The organism is Pontibacter mangrovi, assembly GCF_006385705.1.
Lineage (GTDB): Bacteria > Bacteroidota > Bacteroidia > Cytophagales > Hymenobacteraceae > Pontibacter > Pontibacter mangrovi.
In genome coordinates this window covers 71,020-91,265 of sequence record NZ_VFRQ01000001.1, presented here as the reverse complement: position 1 = coordinate 91,265, position 20,246 = coordinate 71,020, and the positions used below count along the sequence as shown (strand labels likewise).

The window sequence follows — 20,246 nt, the reverse complement described above, 5'->3', positions numbered from 1 at the left end:
TACTTCCATACTTAGGTTTGTGCTAAAACTGAAACGCTATGGAAAATCAAGTAAAAATCAGACGTTACGAGTTCGACTGGCTGCGGGTGCTGGCCTTTTCGCTCCTCATCTTTTACCACACCGGCATGTTCTTCGTGAGCTGGGAGTGGCACGTAAAAAACAACCAGCTCAGCGAGAGCATGGAGTACCCGATGCTTTTCCTGAGCCAGTGGCGCATGTCGCTGATATTCCTGGTGTCGGGCGTGGGCGTATACTATGCCCTGGGCTACCGCAGCGCAGGCACCTTTGTAAAAGACAGGCTAAAGCGCATTCTGGTGCCGCTGCTGGTAGGCATGCTGCTGGTGGTGCCGCCGCAGGTATACTTTGAGCGGGTGGTGCAGGGCTTTAGTGGCAGCTATTGGAGCTTCTTTCCCTCTGTCTTTGATTTCGAGCCTTACCCACAGGGCAACTTTAGCTGGCACCACCTCTGGTATCTGGCCTACATCCTGCACTACAGTATCTTTTTGCTGCCCTTGCTACTGTTTCTGCGCAAAGCAAAACTCAACCTAAGCAAAACCAACGGCGTTATGCTACTGCTGGCTCCTGCGCTTTGGCTAAGTATGGGCGGTGTGCTCCTGTACGAGCGGTTCCCAGCCACCAACGCCCTGATAGATGACTGGGCCAATCATTTCCTGTACGTGAGCGTGTTTTTAGTTGGTTTTATACTGATGAAGGTTCCTGAGCTGCAGGAGAAGATCAGGAAAATACGCTGGTACAGCCTGGCTACGGCTTTGCTAACCCTGAGCCTGGTGCTGTTGGCCTACTGGTTTAGAGACAAAGACTTTACAGCATTCCAGCTAAACAGCTACTATATCATAAAGCAGAGCAACCGCTGGTTATGGATGATGGCCATCCTGGGCTTTGCCATGCAGCACCTCAACATCAAAAGCAAATACCTGGCGCAGGCCAACGAAATGGTGTACCCCTTCTACATTTTGCACCAGACGATAACGGTGGCCCTGGGCTTTTACCTGCAGGATGCCCCGTTATCGATCGGCACCAAGTTCACCCTGATGTCGCTGGGCACGTTTATACTTTGCTTTGTGCTGGTGAAGTACGTGATCATGCCGGTGAACTGGCTGCGCGTGCCGTTTGGGCTGAAGGCAAAGAACAAGGCCATAACAGCGGTGCCCGTAAAGGGCGTGCTAATAAGCTCCTCTGTTCCGGTAAGTGAGCAAACTCATTGAATTTCACGTCAATACATGACATATATCATTGTTATCAAGATACTTACCCAATAATTTTACGCTTATTAAATTATAAAATTTCTCTCTTGTTTCAGGTTATGTATGCAGCGAGCGAGAGTAAAATTAAATAGGATATGAAAAAGAACATGGGAAGTGCCGACAGAATTATCAGGTTGGTAGTGGCGGCCGTTTTAGCGATTTTATACTTTACAGGCACTGTTACAGGCACATTGGGAATCGTACTCTTAGTTGTTGCCGCTATCTTTATACTTACTAGTTTAGTGGCTTTTTGCCCGTTATATGCCATCTTCGGGCTGAACACCTGCCCACGCACCACAAGGCACCATAACTAAAGAAGCCAATGCCGGAGGCTATCGTAGCTTAATATTGATCTAAAAGATCTTAAGCACACCCGCAAAAGCCCATTGGCTGGCCCTGCTTATAGGGAATGGAGCAGGGCCAGCCAGTGGTAAAGTAAGATTTAGATTTACTACAACCTTCCCTCTTCCTCACCGGTGCCGGTTTTGCGGTTGCGGGCGGTCTTTACTTTAGAGTTGCCAAACTTAATGTCAAAGGACAAGTCCAGGCGGCGGCTCTCCCATTGGTTTTGCCAAAACATATTTACGTTGGCATACTGAAGCGTGCTGCGCCACCTGCTGGTGTTAAACACGTCGCGCAACTTTAGGCCCAGGGTGGCTTTCCCGTTCCACAGCTCTTTTTTGGCCCCGAGGTCTATCTGGTAACCCGCCTTCATGTGGTGAAGGCCCTGCACAGACGGAGAAATATAGTACGCTGAAAGCTGCAGTTTATACGCTTTGGGCAATGTTACAGTTTGATCTGTGCTGGCTGACCAGGTAAACTGGTCCGTATTATAATTTTCGCCCAATAACGGCGTAGATATGGTAGAGTAGCTGCCTTCCAGTTGCAGAGTTGAGGAGAGCCAGTCTGTCAGGGGAAGCGTGCCGCCGCTGCTAAGGGTCAGGTCAGTTGCCTTGCTCAGGTTTTGCGGTTTGCTGATGCTGACCTTTGTCTCATCGTTCTGCTCAATCACGTTCATCACAAAATCATTCGTTTCGAGGTAACTCAGGCTCAGCAACTGAAAGTTCTTGTACGTGTAGTTAACCTGCAGGGAGTTGGAAAAAGACGGCTGCAGGAACGGGTTTCCTTCCATGGCCGTGTACGGGTCGCTGAAAGAGGTAAATGGGTTCAGGCGGCTGTAGGACGGGCGGCTGATGCGGCGGCTATAGGAAGCTGAAAACTGGTTATTTTCATCTGCCTTGTAGCTCACAAACAAGCTCGGGAAAAGCTTCAGGTAGTTTCTGTCTACCTCCTCACCTTTTGTTACCGAATGGCCCTCCGCATTAGTTTGCTCTGCACGCACTCCCGCTTTTATACTGAAGGCCTCGCTGAACTGCTTGCTCAGGCTTAGGTAAGCCGCGTTAATGTTCTCGTTGTACAAAAAGCTGTTGGTGCGCATGGTGTCGTTTACCCACCCCTGCTCCTGCAGTTCTTCAAATTTCACATCGCTGTTATTTCGCACCCAGCTGCTCTTCCAGCCAGCCTCTGCTTTAAAATCGTTCCCGAAGGGGTGCACATAGTCCAGTTTCAGGGATTTTATACTTGCCTCGGCCCCGTTGGCGCTGCGCAACTGCACCGGAACCTGCGTTGCCTCTCCGGCTGCGCCGTAAAAGTGGTTCGTAAACTGTTCGTTGGATTGGGTTCCGTAAGTTACATAGTCCGCATCAAAGCTAAGGGCGCGACCCGTGCTGTCTATCTCAAACTTATAGTTCAGGTTCACGCTATAGTTATCGGTGCTGGATTCCTCGGGGTTGCGCATGGCCATCCGGCCAAACAAAGCGCCTTCGGCATCATAGTTCACTGAGTTGCTGGTAACCATGGTTTCAGACGGGGAAATATAGCTTTTGGCCATCACGCCCACGGTATGCCTGGCGTTTATAAAGTAATCGGCACCGGCTGTCAGGTTGTAGCTTTTGGTAATGGGGTGCCAATAGTTTACCTGGTTATACAGGCTGTCGTTAATGTTGCGCCTTAAGGTAAGGCGGTTAAAGGAGTTGTAGTGCCCGGCGTTCAGGCGGGTAAAAAGGCTTACTTTGCCAGTATTGTAATTCAAATTCACCCCTGCCCGCACTTTCTCATACTTTCCCTGCCCCAGGCTGAGATTGGCCGAGCCGTTCAGTCCCATTGTCTCGTCGCGTTTTAACAGGATGTTGATCACACCACCGGTACCTGCCGCATCAAAAGAGGCCGGCGGATTGGCCATTAGCTCTACTTTGCTTACAGTTGCGGCTGGCAAGGATTTCAGGTAGCTTCTTAACTCCGCATTGGTCATGTAGGTCATTTTGCCGTTGATCATCACATTCACGCTGCCGTTTCCCCTAAACAGGATGTTTTCGTCCTTGTCCAGCCGTACGCCCGGCGCATACTTTAGTACCTCCAGGGCGTTATCGCCCGCGGTGTTCAGCTGCTCCACGTTCATCACCAGCCGGTCGGGCTGCTGCTCCAGCAAGGGTTTCTGTCCCTGCACCACTACTTCCTGCAGTTCATTGGCTTTTTGCTGCATTTTCAACGCCGGCAGCACCACCGCCTGCTGCTTTACTTCAAATGGTAAGCTTGCGGCGGGGTTAAATCCTACCATCAGCGCCTTCACCACATATATTCCAGGCTTCACCTCGCTGAATGTATACGTGCCGCCGCTCTCTGTCATCTCAGAGGCAGCCACGGCAGAGTCCGGCAGGTGCAGCAACACGATGGAAGTATACGCCAGCGGCGACTGGGTGGCGGCATCCGCTACAATGCCACTTACCGTGGGTGTAGTCTGCGCCAGAATTGGCGTGGCGGTAATGTATATAGAGAATCCGCAGATCAGGTATACCAGGCGAAGTACCTGCTTTACTGCTTTGGCCTGTAAGATAGTTGTAGATGCTTTTTTCATGGCTTTAGATTGTGTTTTGCTTTATCCTGAGCCAAAATTGCGTGATGCCTCTCACTCTATAAATTAAATAATCCCAACGCCGCAGAATATTATCCGAACCCGAAAAAGCCACTTAGTGCCGGGTTTATACCGGTAACGTTGGGGTTGAGACGACAAAACCGGGGAATGGGATAAAAAAAGTGCCGGTGCGGGAAGTTCTTCCTATTTTTAGTGCATGACTGAATCTCAGAAAAAAGTGGGGCTGCACCTGTTGGGCTGGACACTCTACATTGGTTATACAATTTTAGGTTACATCCTCTACAGCTGGAAATTCAACCTCCTTATGCTGAAACTTTCCTCCGACGTGTTGAGCATGGTGGAGTTTTATGCCTGTTATAAGCTGGTGCTTCCTTTATGGATGAGAAAAAAGAACTGGTTAGTGCTGGGGCTTGGTCTGATGGGCGTGATGCTGCTTTATACTTGCCTCCGCTATGGCATTGAAGAGACCCTATTCCCCTACCTGTTCGGGTTCAGGAACTATGGCACACATACCCCGCTTTTGTATTACTTCTTTGATAACCTTTATTGGGCATTGCCCGGCATTGTTCTAGGAACTGTAGTGTGGTTACTTGAGGCGACATTGGAAAAAGAACGGGAGAACCGCACCCTGAAACAGGAAAAGGCGCAGGCAGAGCTTGCTTTCCTTAAATCGCAGATCAACCCGCACTTCTTGTACAACACCTTAAACTATTTATACTCTTTAGCTTATCCGGTTTCCGGCAAACTGGCTGACGCCATTATACGGCTATCTGACCTGATGCGCTACATGTTGCACGAGAGCAAAGACGGCAAGGTGGAGCTGCAAAAGGAAGTGGATTACCTGCACAACTACCTCGAGATCTACCGGCTGCGTTTCGAAGACAATTTCTTTGTGAACTTTAACATACAAGGGCAGGTGAACGGGCAGCGGATGCCCTCGCTGGTGCTCATCCCGTTTGTAGAGAATGCCCTGAAGCATGGCGTGGTAGACGATGCCGCTGCCCCGGTAAAAATAAACCTGCAGCTGGAGCATGACAGTTTATATTTTGACGTGAGCAACCGCATCAATAAAAGCCAGAAAGACCAGACTACCGGCATCGGCCTGGCTAACGTTCGCCGCCGCCTGGAGCTGCTTTACCCCGGCAGGTATACCATGGATGTGCAGGATGATGGCAAACAGTATAAAACCACGCTGAAGCTGCAGCAAGTATAATTCTGCAGACCTCGCGGCGTCTTTATGACCCGCGAGTGTCTAATGCTACACCGCATCTGACCTGCCTTAGCCAGACGCTCGCAGGAGCTGCGCACGCTGCGAGGTCTTAGCTGTCTGAATCAGGATTTACAGGATTCAAGGATGAACAGGATTTATGCACTTCCCTAATTTTCAATAATGAAGATGAATATTGATCATAATCCAAGTATCTTAACCCTGTAAATCATCATGTAATCCCGCAAATCCTGAACCAGACAAAATACTCCTAAACTCTCTAACTCCTAAACTCCCAAACGCACTATGATCCGTTGCATTGCCGTTGATGACGAAGCCTACGCTGCCAACCTCCTGGCTGATTACATCAGCAAGGTGCCTTTCCTGGAACTGGTAGGCAAAACCACCAGCCCGATAGAGGCCATTAACTGGGTGCAGGAGGGTAAGGTTGACCTGGTGTTCCTGGACATACAGATGCCGGAGCTGACGGGCATTCAGTTCCTGAAGATCTGCGGCAGCAAGTGCAAAGTTATACTGACCACCGCCTACCCTGAGTATGCGCTGGAAGGCTACGAGCACGACGTGGTGGATTACCTGCTCAAGCCCATCCCCTTCGACCGCTTTTTAAAAGCGGTGCACAAAGCGCAAAGTATGCTGCAACTGCAGGAGCCGGTTAAAGCATCGCCAGCCCTCACAGAACCGATAACCGCGCCGCCAGCACCGGATTACATGTTCGTGAAAGGCGAGAGCAAGAACAAGTTTCTGAAGGTGGCCTACAGCGACATTCTGTATGTGGAAGGCCTGAAGAACTACGTGTCGCTGTACCTGCCGGGGCAGCGCCTGGTTACTTACCAATCCCTGACGGACCTGGCAGAGCAACTGCCGCAGCCGCCTTTTTACCGCGTGCACCGCTCCTACATCATCTCCATCGAGAAAGTAAGTATGATTGACGGCAATACCGTATACATTGGCGAAAAGGAAATACCAGTGGGCGAGACTTACCGCGAAGGTTTCCTGCGCATGATCCGGGACAAGAACAGGCTCTGAGGCTACCTTTTATTTCTAAACATTTTTTTTATCTTCTCAAAGGTAAGCGCATGCTGTTCGGTGCCTTCCGTGCCCAGCATGTACGACCAGCCTTGCAGGTGCTCATGGTGGTCGCAGTATACTTTGAACATGCCCAGGTATGGCACTGCCAGAAACATACCGGGCAAACCCCAGATCATGCCGCCCACAATAATGCTAAGGATGGTAAACAGCGGGTTGATGTTCACTTTGCTGCCCGTGATGTTGGGCGTCAGGATGTTGTTTTCGGTGAACTGCACCAGCAGGAAAAACAGCAGCACCAGCAGCGCCTTGTGCGGGTCGCCCTGCACCAGCAGCGTGTAGAGCAGCGGCACGGCTCCGCCGATCAGGGTGCCGAAGTATGGTATAAAGTTGATAAACGCAGAAATCAGCCCCAACAGGAGCCAATAATCCACGCCAATCAGTAACAAGCCTGTGGAATTGAGCACGCAAAGTATAAGTATGACGCGCACCACGCCCGCCATGTAATGCTTGGTAACCTGCGAAATTTCAGCGATGACCTTCCGGATGGCTACTTGCCTGGCCTCAGATGTCTGCCGGTAGACAAAAGCCTCAAACTTGTTGCGGTAATACAGAAACAGAAATATATAAACCGGCATCAGGCCCAATTTTGCCAGCGTGCCGGTGGTAGCCATCAGGATGTCTTTCAGAAAATTGCCGCTCATCTCCAGCGCATTTCCAATCTGGGCTTGCAGCCAGTGCTTATCTTCAGGGTTTGTCTCGCCAAAACGGCGGTCTATATTTTGCTGCAGCCGGTCCAAATTGTGCATCGCCTCCTCCTGCAGCTCCGGAAAATCGCTCAGAAACACGATGAGCTGTTTGTAGAGAAGCAGCAAAGCCCCTATAAAAATAGCCATGGCCCCCACCACAGTAATGAAGTTGGCCAGCACCCGGGGCAAGCCTTTTGTTTCGAGCCACTTGCCCACAGGGTAGAGCAGGTAAGAGAAGAGCACCGCCATCAGGATCGGGTACAGGAACTCCCGTGCCTGCACCAGCACGTAGACCAGTAGCACGCCAAAGAGCAGTAGAAGAGTATAATGCCGGAGCCGCTTGTCTGCTTCCATACTTCCTCATACCGCCGCCCCCGTGTATTGGGTTCGGAATACCCCTCCGAAGCACGCTGCACACGCAGAAATAACGTACCTTTGCTGCTCACTTACCCTACGGCCATGGCTACTTTTGAGCAACTCAAGCTGAATAAGCAACTGTTACAGGCGCTGCAGGCACTGCAGTATACTTCGCCCACTCCCATTCAGGAACAGGCCATTCCGCTGCTACTGCAGCACCTGGATGTGGCCGGACAGGCCGAAACAGGGAGCGGCAAAACAGCTGCCTTCGGCTTGCCCTTGCTGCAAAGTATAAACCCGGCGCTACAGCAGGTGCAGGCCCTGGTGGTAGTGCCCACCCGAGAGCTGGCCGTGCAGGTGCGGCAGGAGCTGAAACTGTACGCCCGCTTTATCCCAAACCTGAAGATCAGCGCTTTCTACGGGGGACACTCTTTTCGGGTAGAGGAAGACTCGCTGGCGCAGCCGCCACAGGTGCTTGTGGGTACGCCGGGCCGCCTTACCGACCACCTCAGCCGCAGAACCTTAGATCTTAGCAAAGCTACCAAAGTAGTTTTAGATGAGGCGGATAAGCTGCTCGAGATGGGCTTTGAGGAGGAATTGGACGAGCTGCTGCGGGCGCTTCCCCGCCAACGGCAGACCATCCTGTTCTCGGCTACCATGGAGGAGGATGTAAAGGAACTAATAGCAAACTCGCTGCAGGACCCGAAGTTTATACATGCCACCGCCACTACCGTACCCGACCGCATTCTATACTATGGCCTGAAGGTGCAGGACGCGCAGAAGCCACAGGCACTGCTCGCTTTGCTGCAAAGTATAAACTCAGCCGGAACTGTGGTGTTCGTTAATGCTCGCCTCACTACCGAGGAAGTGGCCCGGCACCTGCAGGAGCATGGTTTCTCGTCGCGCGCCTTGCACGGCAAGCTAGAGCAGCGCGAGCGCGACAAAACCATGACGCTTTTCCGCAATGGTACCACCGCCATCCTTGTTGCCACCGACCTGGCCGCCCGCGGGTTGGACATGGACGTGGTGCAGCAGATTGTGCATTACGAACTGCCCCAGCACCAGGACGCCTACCTGCACCGCAGCGGCCGCACCGGCAGGGCGGGCAAATCGGGTACCGTTTATTCCTTGCTGAGCCCGCGCGAAGTGCAAAAGCTGGAGCAATGGCCGGAGGTGCAGGTGAATGAGTGGCTGGAGCCTGAACAGCTAACCGCAGCCGACACGCTTGCCCCTGTCGAAACGCCGGGACTCACCACGCTGCACATCAGCGGCGGCCGCAAAGACAAGCTTAGTCCGCGCGATATTGTGGGAGCGCTCATTGCTGAAGTAGGCCTGAAAGCCGCAGAGATCGGCAAGATAGAGATCCAGGACCGTCACAGCTTTGTTGCCATTCCCGAAGATGCTGCATCCAAGGCGGTTCGTAAGCTAAACGAAGCTAAAATCAAAGGCCGCAAGTATAAAGTGAGCTTTGTGAAATAAGCCTGCCGCCACCTTCACAGTTCTTGCTATACCTGAATTTTGGAGCTGTACCTACTTAAGCCATTGGATTAAACTGTGAATTTACATTGAGTCGGAACCATCGGTTTTCTCCTGCGGTTGCCTAGGTATGAAGAGAATGATCCTGACTTTTGTGCTTGGCGTGTCTATCGCCTGTTTGCCAGCCAGCGCCAACAGCAAGGGCGGCCATGAAAAAACGATCGAACAGATCGAGCAGAAATACAGAACACTTGCTGAAGAGTCTGCTGCCATGGTATCCGACAAAGCTGCCGTGGCACATGCTGTTCGCTTCATTCAACCGGAAGACCAGGTGGTGGAAGACTACAGCAATCTTCGCCAGATTGCCCTTGTGCGCCACGGGGAGCCGGACCTGGTGAAGACGGGCAAATTCTCTTTTAAAGAGGCCAGAAAGTTCCTGGTGGATTACGACAGTGTGGGTATTGTGGCACCAACTATGCCACTGCTTGCTATCGACAACCCGGAGGAGGTATCTCTGTTCTGCAGCTCTATCAACCGTGCCCGCGCTACGGCAAAATATCTTTTTGGGGAAGAAGCCAACGTCACCGTATCCCCGGACTTCAGGGAATTTGAAACCGCGCTAGGTAAACGAGGCCTTAGCTTCCGCTTACCCATCAAGCTCTGGACAGCCGCCGCCAGAATCAAGTGGATGCTGGGTGGTGCCCCGGACGGCATTGAAAGTTTCGCTGAGGCAAAGGCTCGGGCTCGCAAAGCGGCTGAGAGCTTGGCCGCGGCCACGGAGAAGAATCCCAAGGCAGTGCTGGTGGCGCACGGCTTCCTGAACAGGTACATTAAAAAGGACCTGGAGGAAATGGGCTGGCGTGTGGTGCGCGACGGTGGGAACGGATACCTCGGCACTACCATCCTGGTGAAAGTAGAAGACAAAGCACCTGCCCCGTTAGCCCTTTCTACAAGAGATTAAGTTGAAACCTACAGGAGCCTACATCTTTCAGGTTTCCCACTTCCAAGTGTTTTATTGTACGGTACTTCCTCTTATACTATAGCAGAGCAGCCTTCTGCTTAGTAAGCTAATTTCATTAGCAAAACCATTTGCTCCGATGCTAAAAAGCTATACCTTTACCTAATGGAGATGATCATAGGTATAGCAGCATTTTTGGCGGGGCTGGTAGTGGCTTTTCTGGCGCTGAAGGGGAAAATGAATGCGCTGCAGCAGGTAGCCAACCAGGCAGCCGTTACCCAGGGCGTGCTTGAAGGACAGGCAAAGCAGAAAGCCGATGAACTGGACCAACTGAAGCTACAGCTGCGCGAGGCGCAGTCCGAAACGCTGGACCTGACCAACGCCCTTACCAAAACCGAAACCGATTACGAGCACCTGAAAGCCCGCCTGCAGGAGCAGGGGCGCGAGTTGGAACAGCTCCGCGAAAAGTTCCTGCAGCAGTTCCAGAGCATCTCTAACCAGGTGCTCATGACAAACGCCGAGCACTTCAACAAAGCCTCTTCCGAAAACCTGGAGCGCATCCTCTCCCCGCTTAAAGAGCGCATTAAGGAGTTTGAAGTAAAGGTGGAGCAGACCTACGAGAAAACCCTAAAAGACAGCATCTCCCTAAAAGAGCAAATTACCCAGCTAGCCTCCCTGAACCAGCAGATGAGCCAGGATGCTGTGAACCTGACAAAGGCCCTAAAAGGCGAAAGCAAAACGCAGGGTAACTGGGGCGAATACCTGCTGGAGAGCCTGCTGGAGAAGTCCGGCTTGCGCAAAGGGGTGCATTACGAGCGCGAGGAAGTACGGCAAAACGAGGAAAAGCAAGTATACCGCCCCGACGTGATTGTGCGCCTGCCCGAGGGCAAGCACCTGATCATCGACTCTAAGATGTCGCTGGTGGCGTATGAGGCCTTCTGCAGCTGCGAGGATGAGCACCAGCAGGAAGTATACTTGCGCGGCCATATCAACTCCGTCCGCACCCACTTCTCCGACCTCAGCCGTAAAAGCTATCACCGCCTCAACGGCATCAACTCCCCGGATTTTGTGCTGATGTACATCCCCATAGAGCCAGCCTTTAACCTGGCCGTGCAGCACGACCACAACCTCTTCACCGACGCCTTTGACAAAAATATTGTGCTGGTTACCACCTCTACCCTTCTGGCGACCCTAAGAACGGTGGCCGGCGTATGGCGGCAGGAGGACCAGAAACGTAACGTACTCAAGATAGCGGAGGAAAGCGGCAAGCTGTACGACAAATTTGTAGGCTTTGTGGAGGACCTGAAAACGGTGGGCAAGCACCTGGAAAGCAGCCAGACGTCTTACAACGCCGCCATGAACAAACTCACCGAGGGCCGCGGCAACCTCATTCGCCGGGTAGAGATTTTGCGCGAACTGGGGGCCAAAACCAGCAAAACAATTGATGAGAACCTGCTGCAGGAAGCGCAACTGCCGGAGGAGGAAAACTGCTGAGCATAGCTCACATGCTCCATTTTTAGACTTGTCTCGTCCTGAAATAAGTTGACGGTTTTGAGACGAAATTACTTTTTAAATTGAGACCTCCAATGCGTTTGTGTTGGAGGTTTTCTTTTTCCACTGTTTTACCTCGAGTTCCTGCTGGCGGTGCATCTGCTCAGGCGTCAGGTAATGGCACGAGAGGTGGGGCCTGAGGGTGTTGTAGATGCTCACTGACTCAGCTATCACCTGCACTGCCTCCAGGTGGTGGGCAAAGCCCCGCTCCAGAGCGAACTCATCCTTCAAAATGCCGTTCACCCGCTCTGCCACCGCATTCTGGTAAGGGTCGTATTTCTCCGTCATGCTCGGTTTTATCTGGACTGCCGCCAGCAGCTGCTGGTACTCCTGGGAGCAGTACTGCAGCCCCCGGTCCGAATGGTGGATAAGGCTGAACCCATACTTTCTCTTGCCCACGGCCATCTTCAGGGCCTCTACCGGCCCCTCTGCCCGCAGGTCCTCGGAGAGGTGGTAGCCCATGATCTTCTTGGAGTAGCCATCGGTGACCAGGGAAAGGTAGCTGTGCCCTTCTCTGGTAGGGATATAGGTGATGTCTGAGACCCACACCTGCTCGGCACGTTCTACCTTGAGCCCCTCCACCAGGTTCCTGTGCTTTTTCATCCAGTGCTTGGAGTCCGTGGTCTTATGGTAGCTTTTCTTTGGCTTGACCAGCAGTGCCCTGTCGCTGAGGATAGAGAAGAACTTGTCTCTTCCCACCTTCAGTTCCCGGAGCTGCCCCTGGAGCAGGTAGTAGAGCTTGCGGGTGCCCAGCCGCGGCATCTTCAGGCGGACCTGCTGCACCAGCTCCACAACCCGGTCGGCGATCTGCTTTTGTTGCAGAGCCCTTGCCTGCCGCTGGTAATGGGCCTGCCGGCTGTGACCAAGCAGCCGGCAGGCCAGCGCGAGGCTTATTTGCTCTTTCTGGCGGAGACGTTCGAGGGCCCCGCCACAGGCTTTTTTCGGATCTGGATCCCCATCTGCCCCTCGGCCACGTCAATGATGGTGTCCAGCAGCTTGGCCTTGAGCTCGGCTTCTTTGGCTCTTTTCTCGGAAGCCGCCAGCTGGGCTTCCAGTTCTTTGATGCGTTGGTTGGGTGTCTGGGGCATAGCGTTCGGGTTGTAGTCCCAAGTTAAGCGACCGTGCTTGCGAAGCCAAACCAAAACGGTGCTTCTGCCCTGAATGCCGTACTTCTTTTGGGCTTGCTTGTAGGTCAGATCTACTTGCTCTACCTCGGCCACCACGGCCAATTTAAAGCCAAAGGTGTAGTCCCGCTGGGTGCGCTTGCTTTTTTTCTCTGTCGGTTTTTCCATATAAGGTTGATTTTAGTGTCAACCTATTTTAGGACGGGACAACTTTAAAAATAAAAGCACCATGGATAAATGGTGCTTTTATTTTTGTTGAATAATCAATTCAAGAGCCCCAACAAGAACTCTTACACTTGCTTCTCCCGCACCTGCGTATTATCTTAGTTAGCTGAACTCAATGCTAACCCATGAAAAAACTAATCTTTACCGGCCTTACTGCGGCGGTGCTCCTCTCCTCCTGCTCTACCCAAAAAACGGAGACTGCTGGCACCGAGCAAACTGCAGAGATGACCGAAGCACAACAGGTAGCGCAGGCGTTCCTGAATGAGTACTCCAACACCTACCAGGACCTGTACACAAAATCTGCCGAGGCAGAATGGGCCTCCAACACCAAAATAGTAGAAGGCGACACCACCAATGCCGCCGCCACACAACGCGCTAACGAAGCCTTTGCCGCCTTTACCGGCAGTGCCGAAAACATAGAGAAAGCCAAGGCCATGCTGGAGAAAAAAGATCAGCTCACGCCACTGCAGGTAAAGCAGTTCGAGGCCATACTTTATGCCGGTGCCAACAATCCGCAGATTATTCCGGATGTGGTGAAAGCCCGCATTAAGGCCGAGACAGAGCAGACAGAAAAGCTTTACGGCTTTGACTACCGCATCTACGATAAGTCGGTGAGCACAAACGACATCGACAACATCCTGAAAACAGAAACAGACCCCAAAAAGCGTTTGGATGCCTGGGAAGCTAGCAAAGCGGTTGGCCCTGACCTGCGTGAAGGCCTGCTGAACCTGCGCGACCTGCGCAACAAAACAGTACAAAGCCTCGGCTACGACGATTATTTTACCTATCAAGCATCGGATTACGGCATGAGCCGCGAGGAGATGATGGACCTGATGCGGCAGATAAACCAGGAACTGCGCCCGCTATACCGCGAGCTCCATACCTATGCCCGTTATGAGCTGGCCAAGAAGTATGGCGTAAAAGAGGTGCCGGATTACCTGCCTGCCCACTGGGTGCCCAACCGCTGGGGCCAGGACTGGAGCCCGATGGTAGAGGTAGAAGGAATAGATTTGGACGCAGCCCTGAAGCCAAAAGGCGCTAAGTGGCTCGTAAAGCAGGGCGAGCGTTTTTATACCAGCCTCGGCTTTTCGGAGTTGCCGCAGAGCTTTTACGAAAAGTCCAGCCTGTACCCGCTGCCGGCAAGCGCCGACTACAAAAAGAACAACCATGCCTCTGCCTGGCACATGGACCTGGACAAGGATGTGCGCAGCCTGATGAGCGTGGAGCCAAACGCGGAATGGTATGAGACAACGCACCACGAGCTGGGCCACATCTACTATTACATGAGCTATACCAACCCGGACGTACCGGTGTTGCTGCGGGGCGGCGCCAACCGCGCGTACCACGAGGCGATCGGATCGCTGATGGGTCTGGCTGCCATGCAAAAGCCTTTCCTGGCGGAGCTGAACCTGATCGACAAGAACACGCAGACCGACGAGGTGCAAACCTTGCTGAAAGAGGCCCTTAACTATGTGGTGTTTATACCTTTCTCTTCCGGGGTGATGAGCGAGTGGGAGCATGATTTCTATGCCCAAAACCTGCCCTCAGACCAGCTGAACAAGCGCTGGTGGGAGCTGAAGAAAAAGTACCAGGGCATTGTGCCGCCAACAGACCGCGGCGAGAACTACCTGGACGCAGCCACTAAAACGCACATCAACGACGATGCGGCGCAGTATTACGACTATGCCATGAGCTATGTGATCCTGTTCCAGTTGCACGACCACATCGCCAAAAACATACTGCACCAGGATCCGCACGCCACCAACTACTATGGCAGCAAAGAAGTCGGTAACTTCCTCCGCGACATCATGTACCCGGGTGCCTCTGCCGACTGGCGCCAGATGCTGAAAGAGAAAACCGGCGAAGAGCTAAGCGCCCGCGCCATGGTGGCCTACTTCCAGCCGCTGATGGACTACCTGAAAGAACAGAACAAAGGCAGAAAGTATACGCTTTAGGAGTTCCGAATTACGAGTTCCGAGATAAGGCAAAAGCCGCAGCAGATTTCTCTGTTGCGGCTTTTGTGTTTTGAGGCAACTCTTTGGCTATGGCACGTTTTATTGAATTCTTCTTTCACTTCTTGTGAGCCCGAAGTGATGAAGTAAACTTGTGAAGCTGTTGTACCGAAGCAAATTTTACAATAGCACCTCCAACAGAATTAAATTTGCTCCACAAAATCTAAAAAGACTTTTTTGTGAAGTTCAAGATCCATATCAGGAGATAAGGATACACGGGCTATGTAATCTTTGTCGGCCTCTTTAGTCGTTCCCTGAGTGGAGGTGGCAGGTATCGTCCAGTAACACCCTTTTAACTGCCCGTAACTCACACAGTATTTACTCTCGTTCGGGATCTCTCTGATCATCATATCAATCAGTTTCTGATTCAGTGCTCTTTTATAGGACTCCCTTTCTTCATCTGTATTTCCTTTTGTGGGAAGGTCCAGCGAAAATACGGAGGGCGTAAATCCTTCTTTTGCCAATTCTTCTGAAACAAAATTAATCTTCGCCCCAGGTAAAGTATCCTTGATGAAGTTTACAAATTCACGCGTATTCTTATAGGCTTCTTCAATCCTTTGATTCATGGAAGGCAATTGCTGGGCAAGTATCTCCATTTGAAGATCGGTCGCCTCATTATCGCAAAGCATCAGGTGCTTTTCTATTTTTTCCAGCAAAGCTTCCGCTTTGGTGTTTGCTACACAGTAGCCGGCGGTAACTTTGCCGCCACTCGGGAATTTAGATCCGCTGACGTAAGATATGGCCCTGATCGCTGAGAGTATGCCGTCTTTTCTTAAGAATTGTACATTAGGGCAGAAGGTCTGGTCCAAGATAAAAACAGGGTCAATAGCTACTTCCCCAGTTGCCGTTTTACGCTCTTTACTTAGCACATCCCTTAGTTTTTTAAGATCCGGAACCTCGACTCTTGGGTTCGTCGGAATTTCAGCGATGATGTAAGGTACCGCATCTTCCTTCGCAATTTTCTCCAGCACGGTATCTATACTTTGAACCATGTCATGATCCCCGTCCACCGGCAAGTCCACCACTTCTACATTATCAATACAAGCAGCTACCCGCCTAGCCTGGTCATTGGTACCACCATAGCAGTTCGGGGGGACAACAAATTTTATAGCCTTTCCTTTATGGTTGTCCAGGGCATCATGAACAAGACCCATCATGATCGCATATTGTGTAGACAGTCCGGAAGAACCAAGCAGCGATTTTGTGTTAGTGCCGGTAATCTCTTTGATTAAATCTAAGACACGTGCTTTGTTTGCCTCGGCATTGCTTTTATCATGATCAGAAGAAGGCTTCTTTAACAGCTGCTGCAAGGCAGAGAAACATTTGGCTGGCGTCATAGCGATCGTCTCTCTTCTTCTGACGTGCTGGATTTCTGAAATGTAACTTTCATTCTGTTCACCGTTTACTAACAGGATACTTCCCAAGGGAGGATGGACACTGATATAAAAGTCAATTTTTGGGGAGAGGCTAGCGTTGCCGACTTCATCTTCTTGTGAAACGAAAATAGTACTGCCGTTAAACTCAGATATCTCTTCTGTGTTCTCTATCTGCTTTAAGTCAAAATTATAACCATAAACACGCTTTATCACTTCAGCATCAAAAACATCCGGTAACGCACCGGTATAAAGGATTCGGGTGTTCTTATGGTCCAGCAGGTTTTTTCTCAGAACTGCTAAAACAGGGACCGTCCTGGAAGAAAAACTGATTACATTTTCCGGCTTGAGAGTATTCAATCTAGCAACTGTCCATTCCAGTACCGAAGACAACGGATGACCTAAGCGGATATAATCGAAAGCAGTGGGTAAGCTGCTGAGCGCTGATGTTTCAGAGTTATTGTCGTTAAAAAGGACTTCGAACTGTTCTAGAAATTCGGTTTTGGCTAATTGTTCATTATAAATATCCAGCCGATGCGTTGTTAGCCTCAACCAATCAGTTGGCATGTTTTCTACTACATCTTCAATATAATGCAGCACTTTATTGTCTTTCATAATTTTTACCTTGTGTTAGGCCGATAATATAGATTGCTTAGACCTATTTTAAAAGTGTTGTTCCATGTTTGTTGCATTGCAACAGATTTGTGCATGCAGAGCCTGAAGCAATAACGTAGATAAATTTTTTTTCTAGGTGTGCCGACTATTAGCGATGAACCGTTGTTGTATACTCTAGCCAAAAAAATCGCTTTTTGATTCTACTTTTACTAAAACAATAATGCTACCTTGGAAGTAGATGGTATTTAAATTTAGTAGGCATCGATTAATAGATACTCTAAATTAATTACTGAAAAGTCAGCATCATTAACAGCTTTTATAGCCTTTTTGTAATCCTCTTCTGTGTTTAGCACAATACCATTTTGGTGTTGCTTTAGATTAGAGAAAAACTTTACTTCAAACCAGACTTTGCCTAAAAGATCTTGTTCTTCTGCAGTAAGACCATTACCAATCTCACCTTGGATGAAAGTAATTTTATTGTCCCTCATCATCGTAAATGAATATCCTTGTATTTCATCCATCCGCATTCTAGCTATTTCTTTGATCTTTTCCGCAGCTTCATCGTTTGTAGGTAGATTTCGTATTGCACCAATAACGATATAGTTTTTTCCGAAATCTACTTTCTTGATGATCTCCTGCCCATATTTAAGTTCAAAAAACTCAGGCTCATCTTCTTTTACCTTTGCCAGGGAATCACTAATAATAAAACTAGGGGAGAATTCTTTAAATGCTTCGAGATCATAGCCACCGGTCAGCATTACTCCATTTTCGGTTACCGGATATTGCTCGATTATAGCCTGGTACATAGGGTTGCTGACAGCGAGTTTGGTATTCAACTTACGAAAACCAGCGGGCTCAGGGTAAATAAGCTCATTAAAAGAATTTATGTCATATTTCCAGTCAGTAGAGGATAATAGAGATTTACCCCAGTTCTTGTCTCTATAAACCGTTTCAATATCTTCGAAAACGTCGGCAACCGGAACAAATGTCTTCGAGTAAAAGCCTGTACCAACTTGATCCTGGATTGGATAATTTTCATTTAGGATGGTTTGGCCGTTATTTAGAATATTCACATTCCTTGTTCCTGCCGCTTGATCATAAGTAATGATACTATTACTAATATTATTCGCTGCCGTGTATTCTATTGAAATCAATTCTCCATCATCGTACTCATGAATAGCTATGCCTTCTTCACTATAAAATTTTTTAACTAAAGGAAGACCATTTTCATATTCGGTTTCGAACCAAACATTTCCCTCCGGCAAATAATATTTTGACCATAATGGTTTGTTATCCTCGCTACGACTTACTTCCATATATAAATGATCGGTTGGAAGAACTCGATATAGTTTAGCGGATTTTATATACCCGTTTTGGTAATATTCGAATTCTTCCTTTGTTCTGCTTCCCGAATTTGAACTAATTATTGTTTTAGCCTCTTTGATCCATCCGTTTGGATATTGACTAATAACCTCCAGCTCTGAGTTACATTTAATACTATAATCGGTGTGTGGAACATTATCATCTTTCTGACAGGAAGAAAGTAAAACTGCAACTGCTAATACCAGTGATCTGGAAATTAAATTGTTCATTAAAGGGATTGAAGAGTAATAAATTTTTTAAAAAATATAAAAGAAACTATCTCTGTTAAATTCTTTAATGACGAAAATAGTAAATAATTAAGGTCTTACAAGTAAAGACATTATCAACTTCCTTTATCAAAATAACTGAATTGATTTATACTAGAGTTAAGAGACTTTTTTGGATCATGTTTACAACGGCTTTGCTAAACGATGGATATGGCCTAAGGCCGATGCCTGACGTTTAGTTTATGTTGTATGATGTTGTTCTTTTATTTGATTTATGTTCTGCTGAGAAAATAATCTGTCAGAACTGACTTTAATTAAATGTTATAATAGGAGCATTAGTTTTAGGTATATTTTGTCCTATTAATCCAGCTGCTTCTATTGCTTTCTGAAGCTTGTCCGAGATAAAAACTCCACCAATTCGTAATCTTATGCAATCATAGTTTGCTTCAGATTCTTCTAGTACAAACTTTTCAGCCCTCCAAAGGGCATTTTGCTTCCAGAAAACCTTAAAATCATCTTCGCTGTGGATTTTGTGGTAGACCTTATCCTGCCCTGGTCTTTGCGTGTAAAACACAGACTTCTCAAAATTTATCGTACTATTCTCTGTAAAAGGATACCTAAAAAGGTAGTAGCTATTATCTTTATTTTCTTTGAATTCAATTTCAATCAAAGAGTGCTCTTTTAAAGAGAAATCATTAAAGATTCTTACCGCCTTGCCTGATAAAACAAAAGGAACTCCTATAAGGCTTTGTGAGTACCCCATAAAGTCAGTAAGCTTTGCTTTTTTAAGAACTCTATATATTAGTGGCCGCGGATAATTTATGTCTACATTGCTATCTTCTGGAAATTCTAAAATGAATTTTTCATACTCTTTGATATTTGAGAAGCATGACTTGTCAAGTTCAATTTGATAAATCCCATTGTTAACACCAATTACTTTAGGGTCTGAACTTATTCGAAGAATATTGTAATGCATTAATTGAATTTATCTAGAGGATTTATTTTTCAGCTTATATTCTTTGATAGTCATTAATACCATGTAACGTTACTCGTGCAGCCGATGGGCGAGGCTTTGCCAAGCATAAAGGCTGAACCTTGTTGTGTGACGTATTTTATTCCATACCTGTACGTCTACTTTTCATGTTCTTTATTTAATAATTTTTCTATGCTTTTCGGGAAGAACTCCCTTACAACATAGTTTACTTTTCCTTGGGCACTTATTCCGATTGCACTATACTCTTTATCAACTACAGGTACTATTTGCTCTGTCAAACTATAACTTCCTTGTTGAAGAACTCTTGTTCCTTTTATTAGCGTCAAGCATAATTCACTTTCATGAAGCTCTAATTTTACAACAAGTTTATCCAACTTCGATATGGCATTCTGGGCAATAAATACACAAATTATTGTGGTGAATATTGTCAATAACGAAAACAATATGATGGAAATATTTATATCCAGATTGAAGGAGTAAATGAAAAGAGAATTTAACAAGAGAAGAATGAAAGGTCCTAAAACTCGTGTTTTGTTGAAGGACTTCCTTTTCTTCTTGAGGTAGTGGAAACGCTCAGATTCCATAGTTTGTATCTGCATCCCTTCTTATTTCTATTCTTTAGATAAAATCATTTTGTACTTCTATGCCACACAACATACTGCTAAACGGAAGTCTACTCGGCTTATCTGCACTATGTGTGGAGTTGTTTCAGATACGAAGCACCACCACCGTGATTGAAAAGCCATAAAAAAAAGTTACATACCTCTTTCTT

General features: G+C 48.6%; 15 protein-coding genes. 8 read left to right on the top strand and 7 right to left on the bottom strand.

Annotation, left to right across the window (positions count from 1 at the left end; translation table 11 throughout):
* The first annotated feature begins 38 nt into the window (after positions 1 to 38).
* Entirely contained in the window at positions 39 to 1,226 is a 1,188-nt protein-coding gene (locus FJM65_RS00400; RefSeq protein WP_140618214.1) for an acyltransferase family protein, read from the top strand.
* A 134-nt stretch (positions 1,227 to 1,360) separates the two neighbouring features.
* Positions 1,361 to 1,579 (top strand): YgaP family membrane protein, encoded by a 219-nt coding sequence (locus tag FJM65_RS00395; protein WP_140618212.1) that lies wholly within the window; start codon positions 1,361 to 1,363, stop codon positions 1,577 to 1,579.
* Positions 1,580 to 1,716: 137 nt separating this feature from the next.
* On the opposite strand, the gene FJM65_RS00390 is transcribed toward FJM65_RS00395, so the two are convergent.
* Complete coding sequence (locus FJM65_RS00390; protein WP_140618210.1) at positions 1,717 to 4,179, bottom strand: outer membrane beta-barrel family protein; 2,463 nt, start codon at positions 4,177 to 4,179, stop codon at positions 1,717 to 1,719.
* 214 nt (positions 4,180 to 4,393) lie between these two features.
* Here FJM65_RS00390 and FJM65_RS00385 point away from each other — a divergent pair, with 214 nt between their 5' ends.
* Both FJM65_RS00385 and FJM65_RS00380 read left to right on the top strand, forming a co-directional pair.
* Positions 4,394 to 5,410 carry a sensor histidine kinase gene (locus FJM65_RS00385; protein ID WP_140618208.1) on the top strand — a complete coding sequence of 339 codons (1,017 nt, stop codon included), beginning with the start codon at positions 4,394 to 4,396 and terminating at the stop codon, positions 5,408 to 5,410.
* Positions 5,411 to 5,710: 300 nt separating this feature from the next.
* Positions 5,711 to 6,451 carry a LytR/AlgR family response regulator transcription factor gene (locus FJM65_RS00380; RefSeq protein ID WP_140618205.1) on the top strand — a complete coding sequence of 247 codons (741 nt, stop codon included), beginning with the start codon at positions 5,711 to 5,713 and terminating at the stop codon, positions 6,449 to 6,451.
* 2 nt (positions 6,452 to 6,453) lie between these two features.
* On the opposite strand, the gene FJM65_RS00375 is transcribed toward FJM65_RS00380, so the two are convergent.
* Positions 6,454 to 7,554, bottom strand: a complete 1,101-nt coding sequence (locus FJM65_RS00375) for an AI-2E family transporter (protein WP_140618203.1) — start codon at positions 7,552 to 7,554, stop codon at positions 6,454 to 6,456.
* 105 nt (positions 7,555 to 7,659) lie between these two features.
* On the opposite strand from FJM65_RS00375, the gene FJM65_RS00370 reads away from it, so the two are divergent.
* The 3 genes from FJM65_RS00370 (at position 7,660) to rmuC (ending at position 11,485) form a co-directional block, all read left to right on the top strand.
* Entirely contained in the window at positions 7,660 to 9,036 is a 1,377-nt protein-coding gene (locus tag FJM65_RS00370) for a DEAD/DEAH box helicase (protein WP_140619450.1), read from the top strand.
* Positions 9,037 to 9,163: 127 nt separating this feature from the next.
* Positions 9,164 to 9,994: a histidine phosphatase family protein gene (locus FJM65_RS00365; RefSeq protein WP_140618201.1), complete on the top strand. Its 831-nt coding sequence runs from the start codon at positions 9,164 to 9,166 to the stop codon at positions 9,992 to 9,994.
* Positions 9,995 to 10,156: 162 nt separating this feature from the next.
* Positions 10,157 to 11,485 (top strand): DNA recombination protein RmuC, encoded by a 1,329-nt coding sequence (gene rmuC, locus FJM65_RS00360; RefSeq protein WP_140618198.1) that lies wholly within the window; start codon positions 10,157 to 10,159, stop codon positions 11,483 to 11,485.
* Positions 11,486 to 11,560: 75 nt separating this feature from the next.
* Here rmuC and FJM65_RS00355 read toward each other — a convergent pair.
* Positions 11,561 to 12,834, bottom strand: a protein-coding gene (locus FJM65_RS00355) for an IS3 family transposase (protein ID WP_140618196.1) whose coding sequence is annotated in 2 segments (ribosomal slippage) — positions 11,561 to 12,468 and positions 12,468 to 12,834 — 1,275 coding nt in all. Because the reading frame shifts where the segments join, the coding sequence is not laid out codon by codon here.
* A 182-nt stretch (positions 12,835 to 13,016) separates the two neighbouring features.
* On the opposite strand from FJM65_RS00355, the gene FJM65_RS00350 reads away from it, so the two are divergent.
* Positions 13,017 to 14,846, top strand: a complete 1,830-nt coding sequence (locus FJM65_RS00350; protein WP_140618194.1) for a M2 family metallopeptidase — start codon at positions 13,017 to 13,019, stop codon at positions 14,844 to 14,846.
* A 200-nt stretch (positions 14,847 to 15,046) separates the two neighbouring features.
* Here FJM65_RS00350 and FJM65_RS00345 read toward each other — a convergent pair whose 3' ends face one another.
* From FJM65_RS00345 to FJM65_RS00330, 4 genes are all read right to left on the bottom strand, one after another.
* Positions 15,047 to 16,891, bottom strand: coding sequence for a PLP-dependent aminotransferase family protein (locus FJM65_RS00345; protein ID WP_140618192.1), 1,845 nt, complete (start codon positions 16,889 to 16,891; stop codon positions 15,047 to 15,049).
* 251 nt (positions 16,892 to 17,142) lie between these two features.
* Positions 17,143 to 18,483, bottom strand: coding sequence for a hypothetical protein (locus FJM65_RS00340; protein ID WP_140618190.1), 1,341 nt, complete (start codon positions 18,481 to 18,483; stop codon positions 17,143 to 17,145).
* A 307-nt stretch (positions 18,484 to 18,790) separates the two neighbouring features.
* Positions 18,791 to 19,456, bottom strand: a complete 666-nt coding sequence (locus FJM65_RS00335; RefSeq protein WP_140618188.1) for a hypothetical protein — start codon at positions 19,454 to 19,456, stop codon at positions 18,791 to 18,793.
* A gap of 155 nt (positions 19,457 to 19,611) precedes the next feature.
* A complete protein-coding gene (locus tag FJM65_RS00330; RefSeq protein WP_140618186.1) occupies positions 19,612 to 20,058 on the bottom strand; it encodes a hypothetical protein in 447 nt (148 codons plus the stop codon).
* Positions 20,059 to 20,246: the final 188 nt, after the last annotated feature.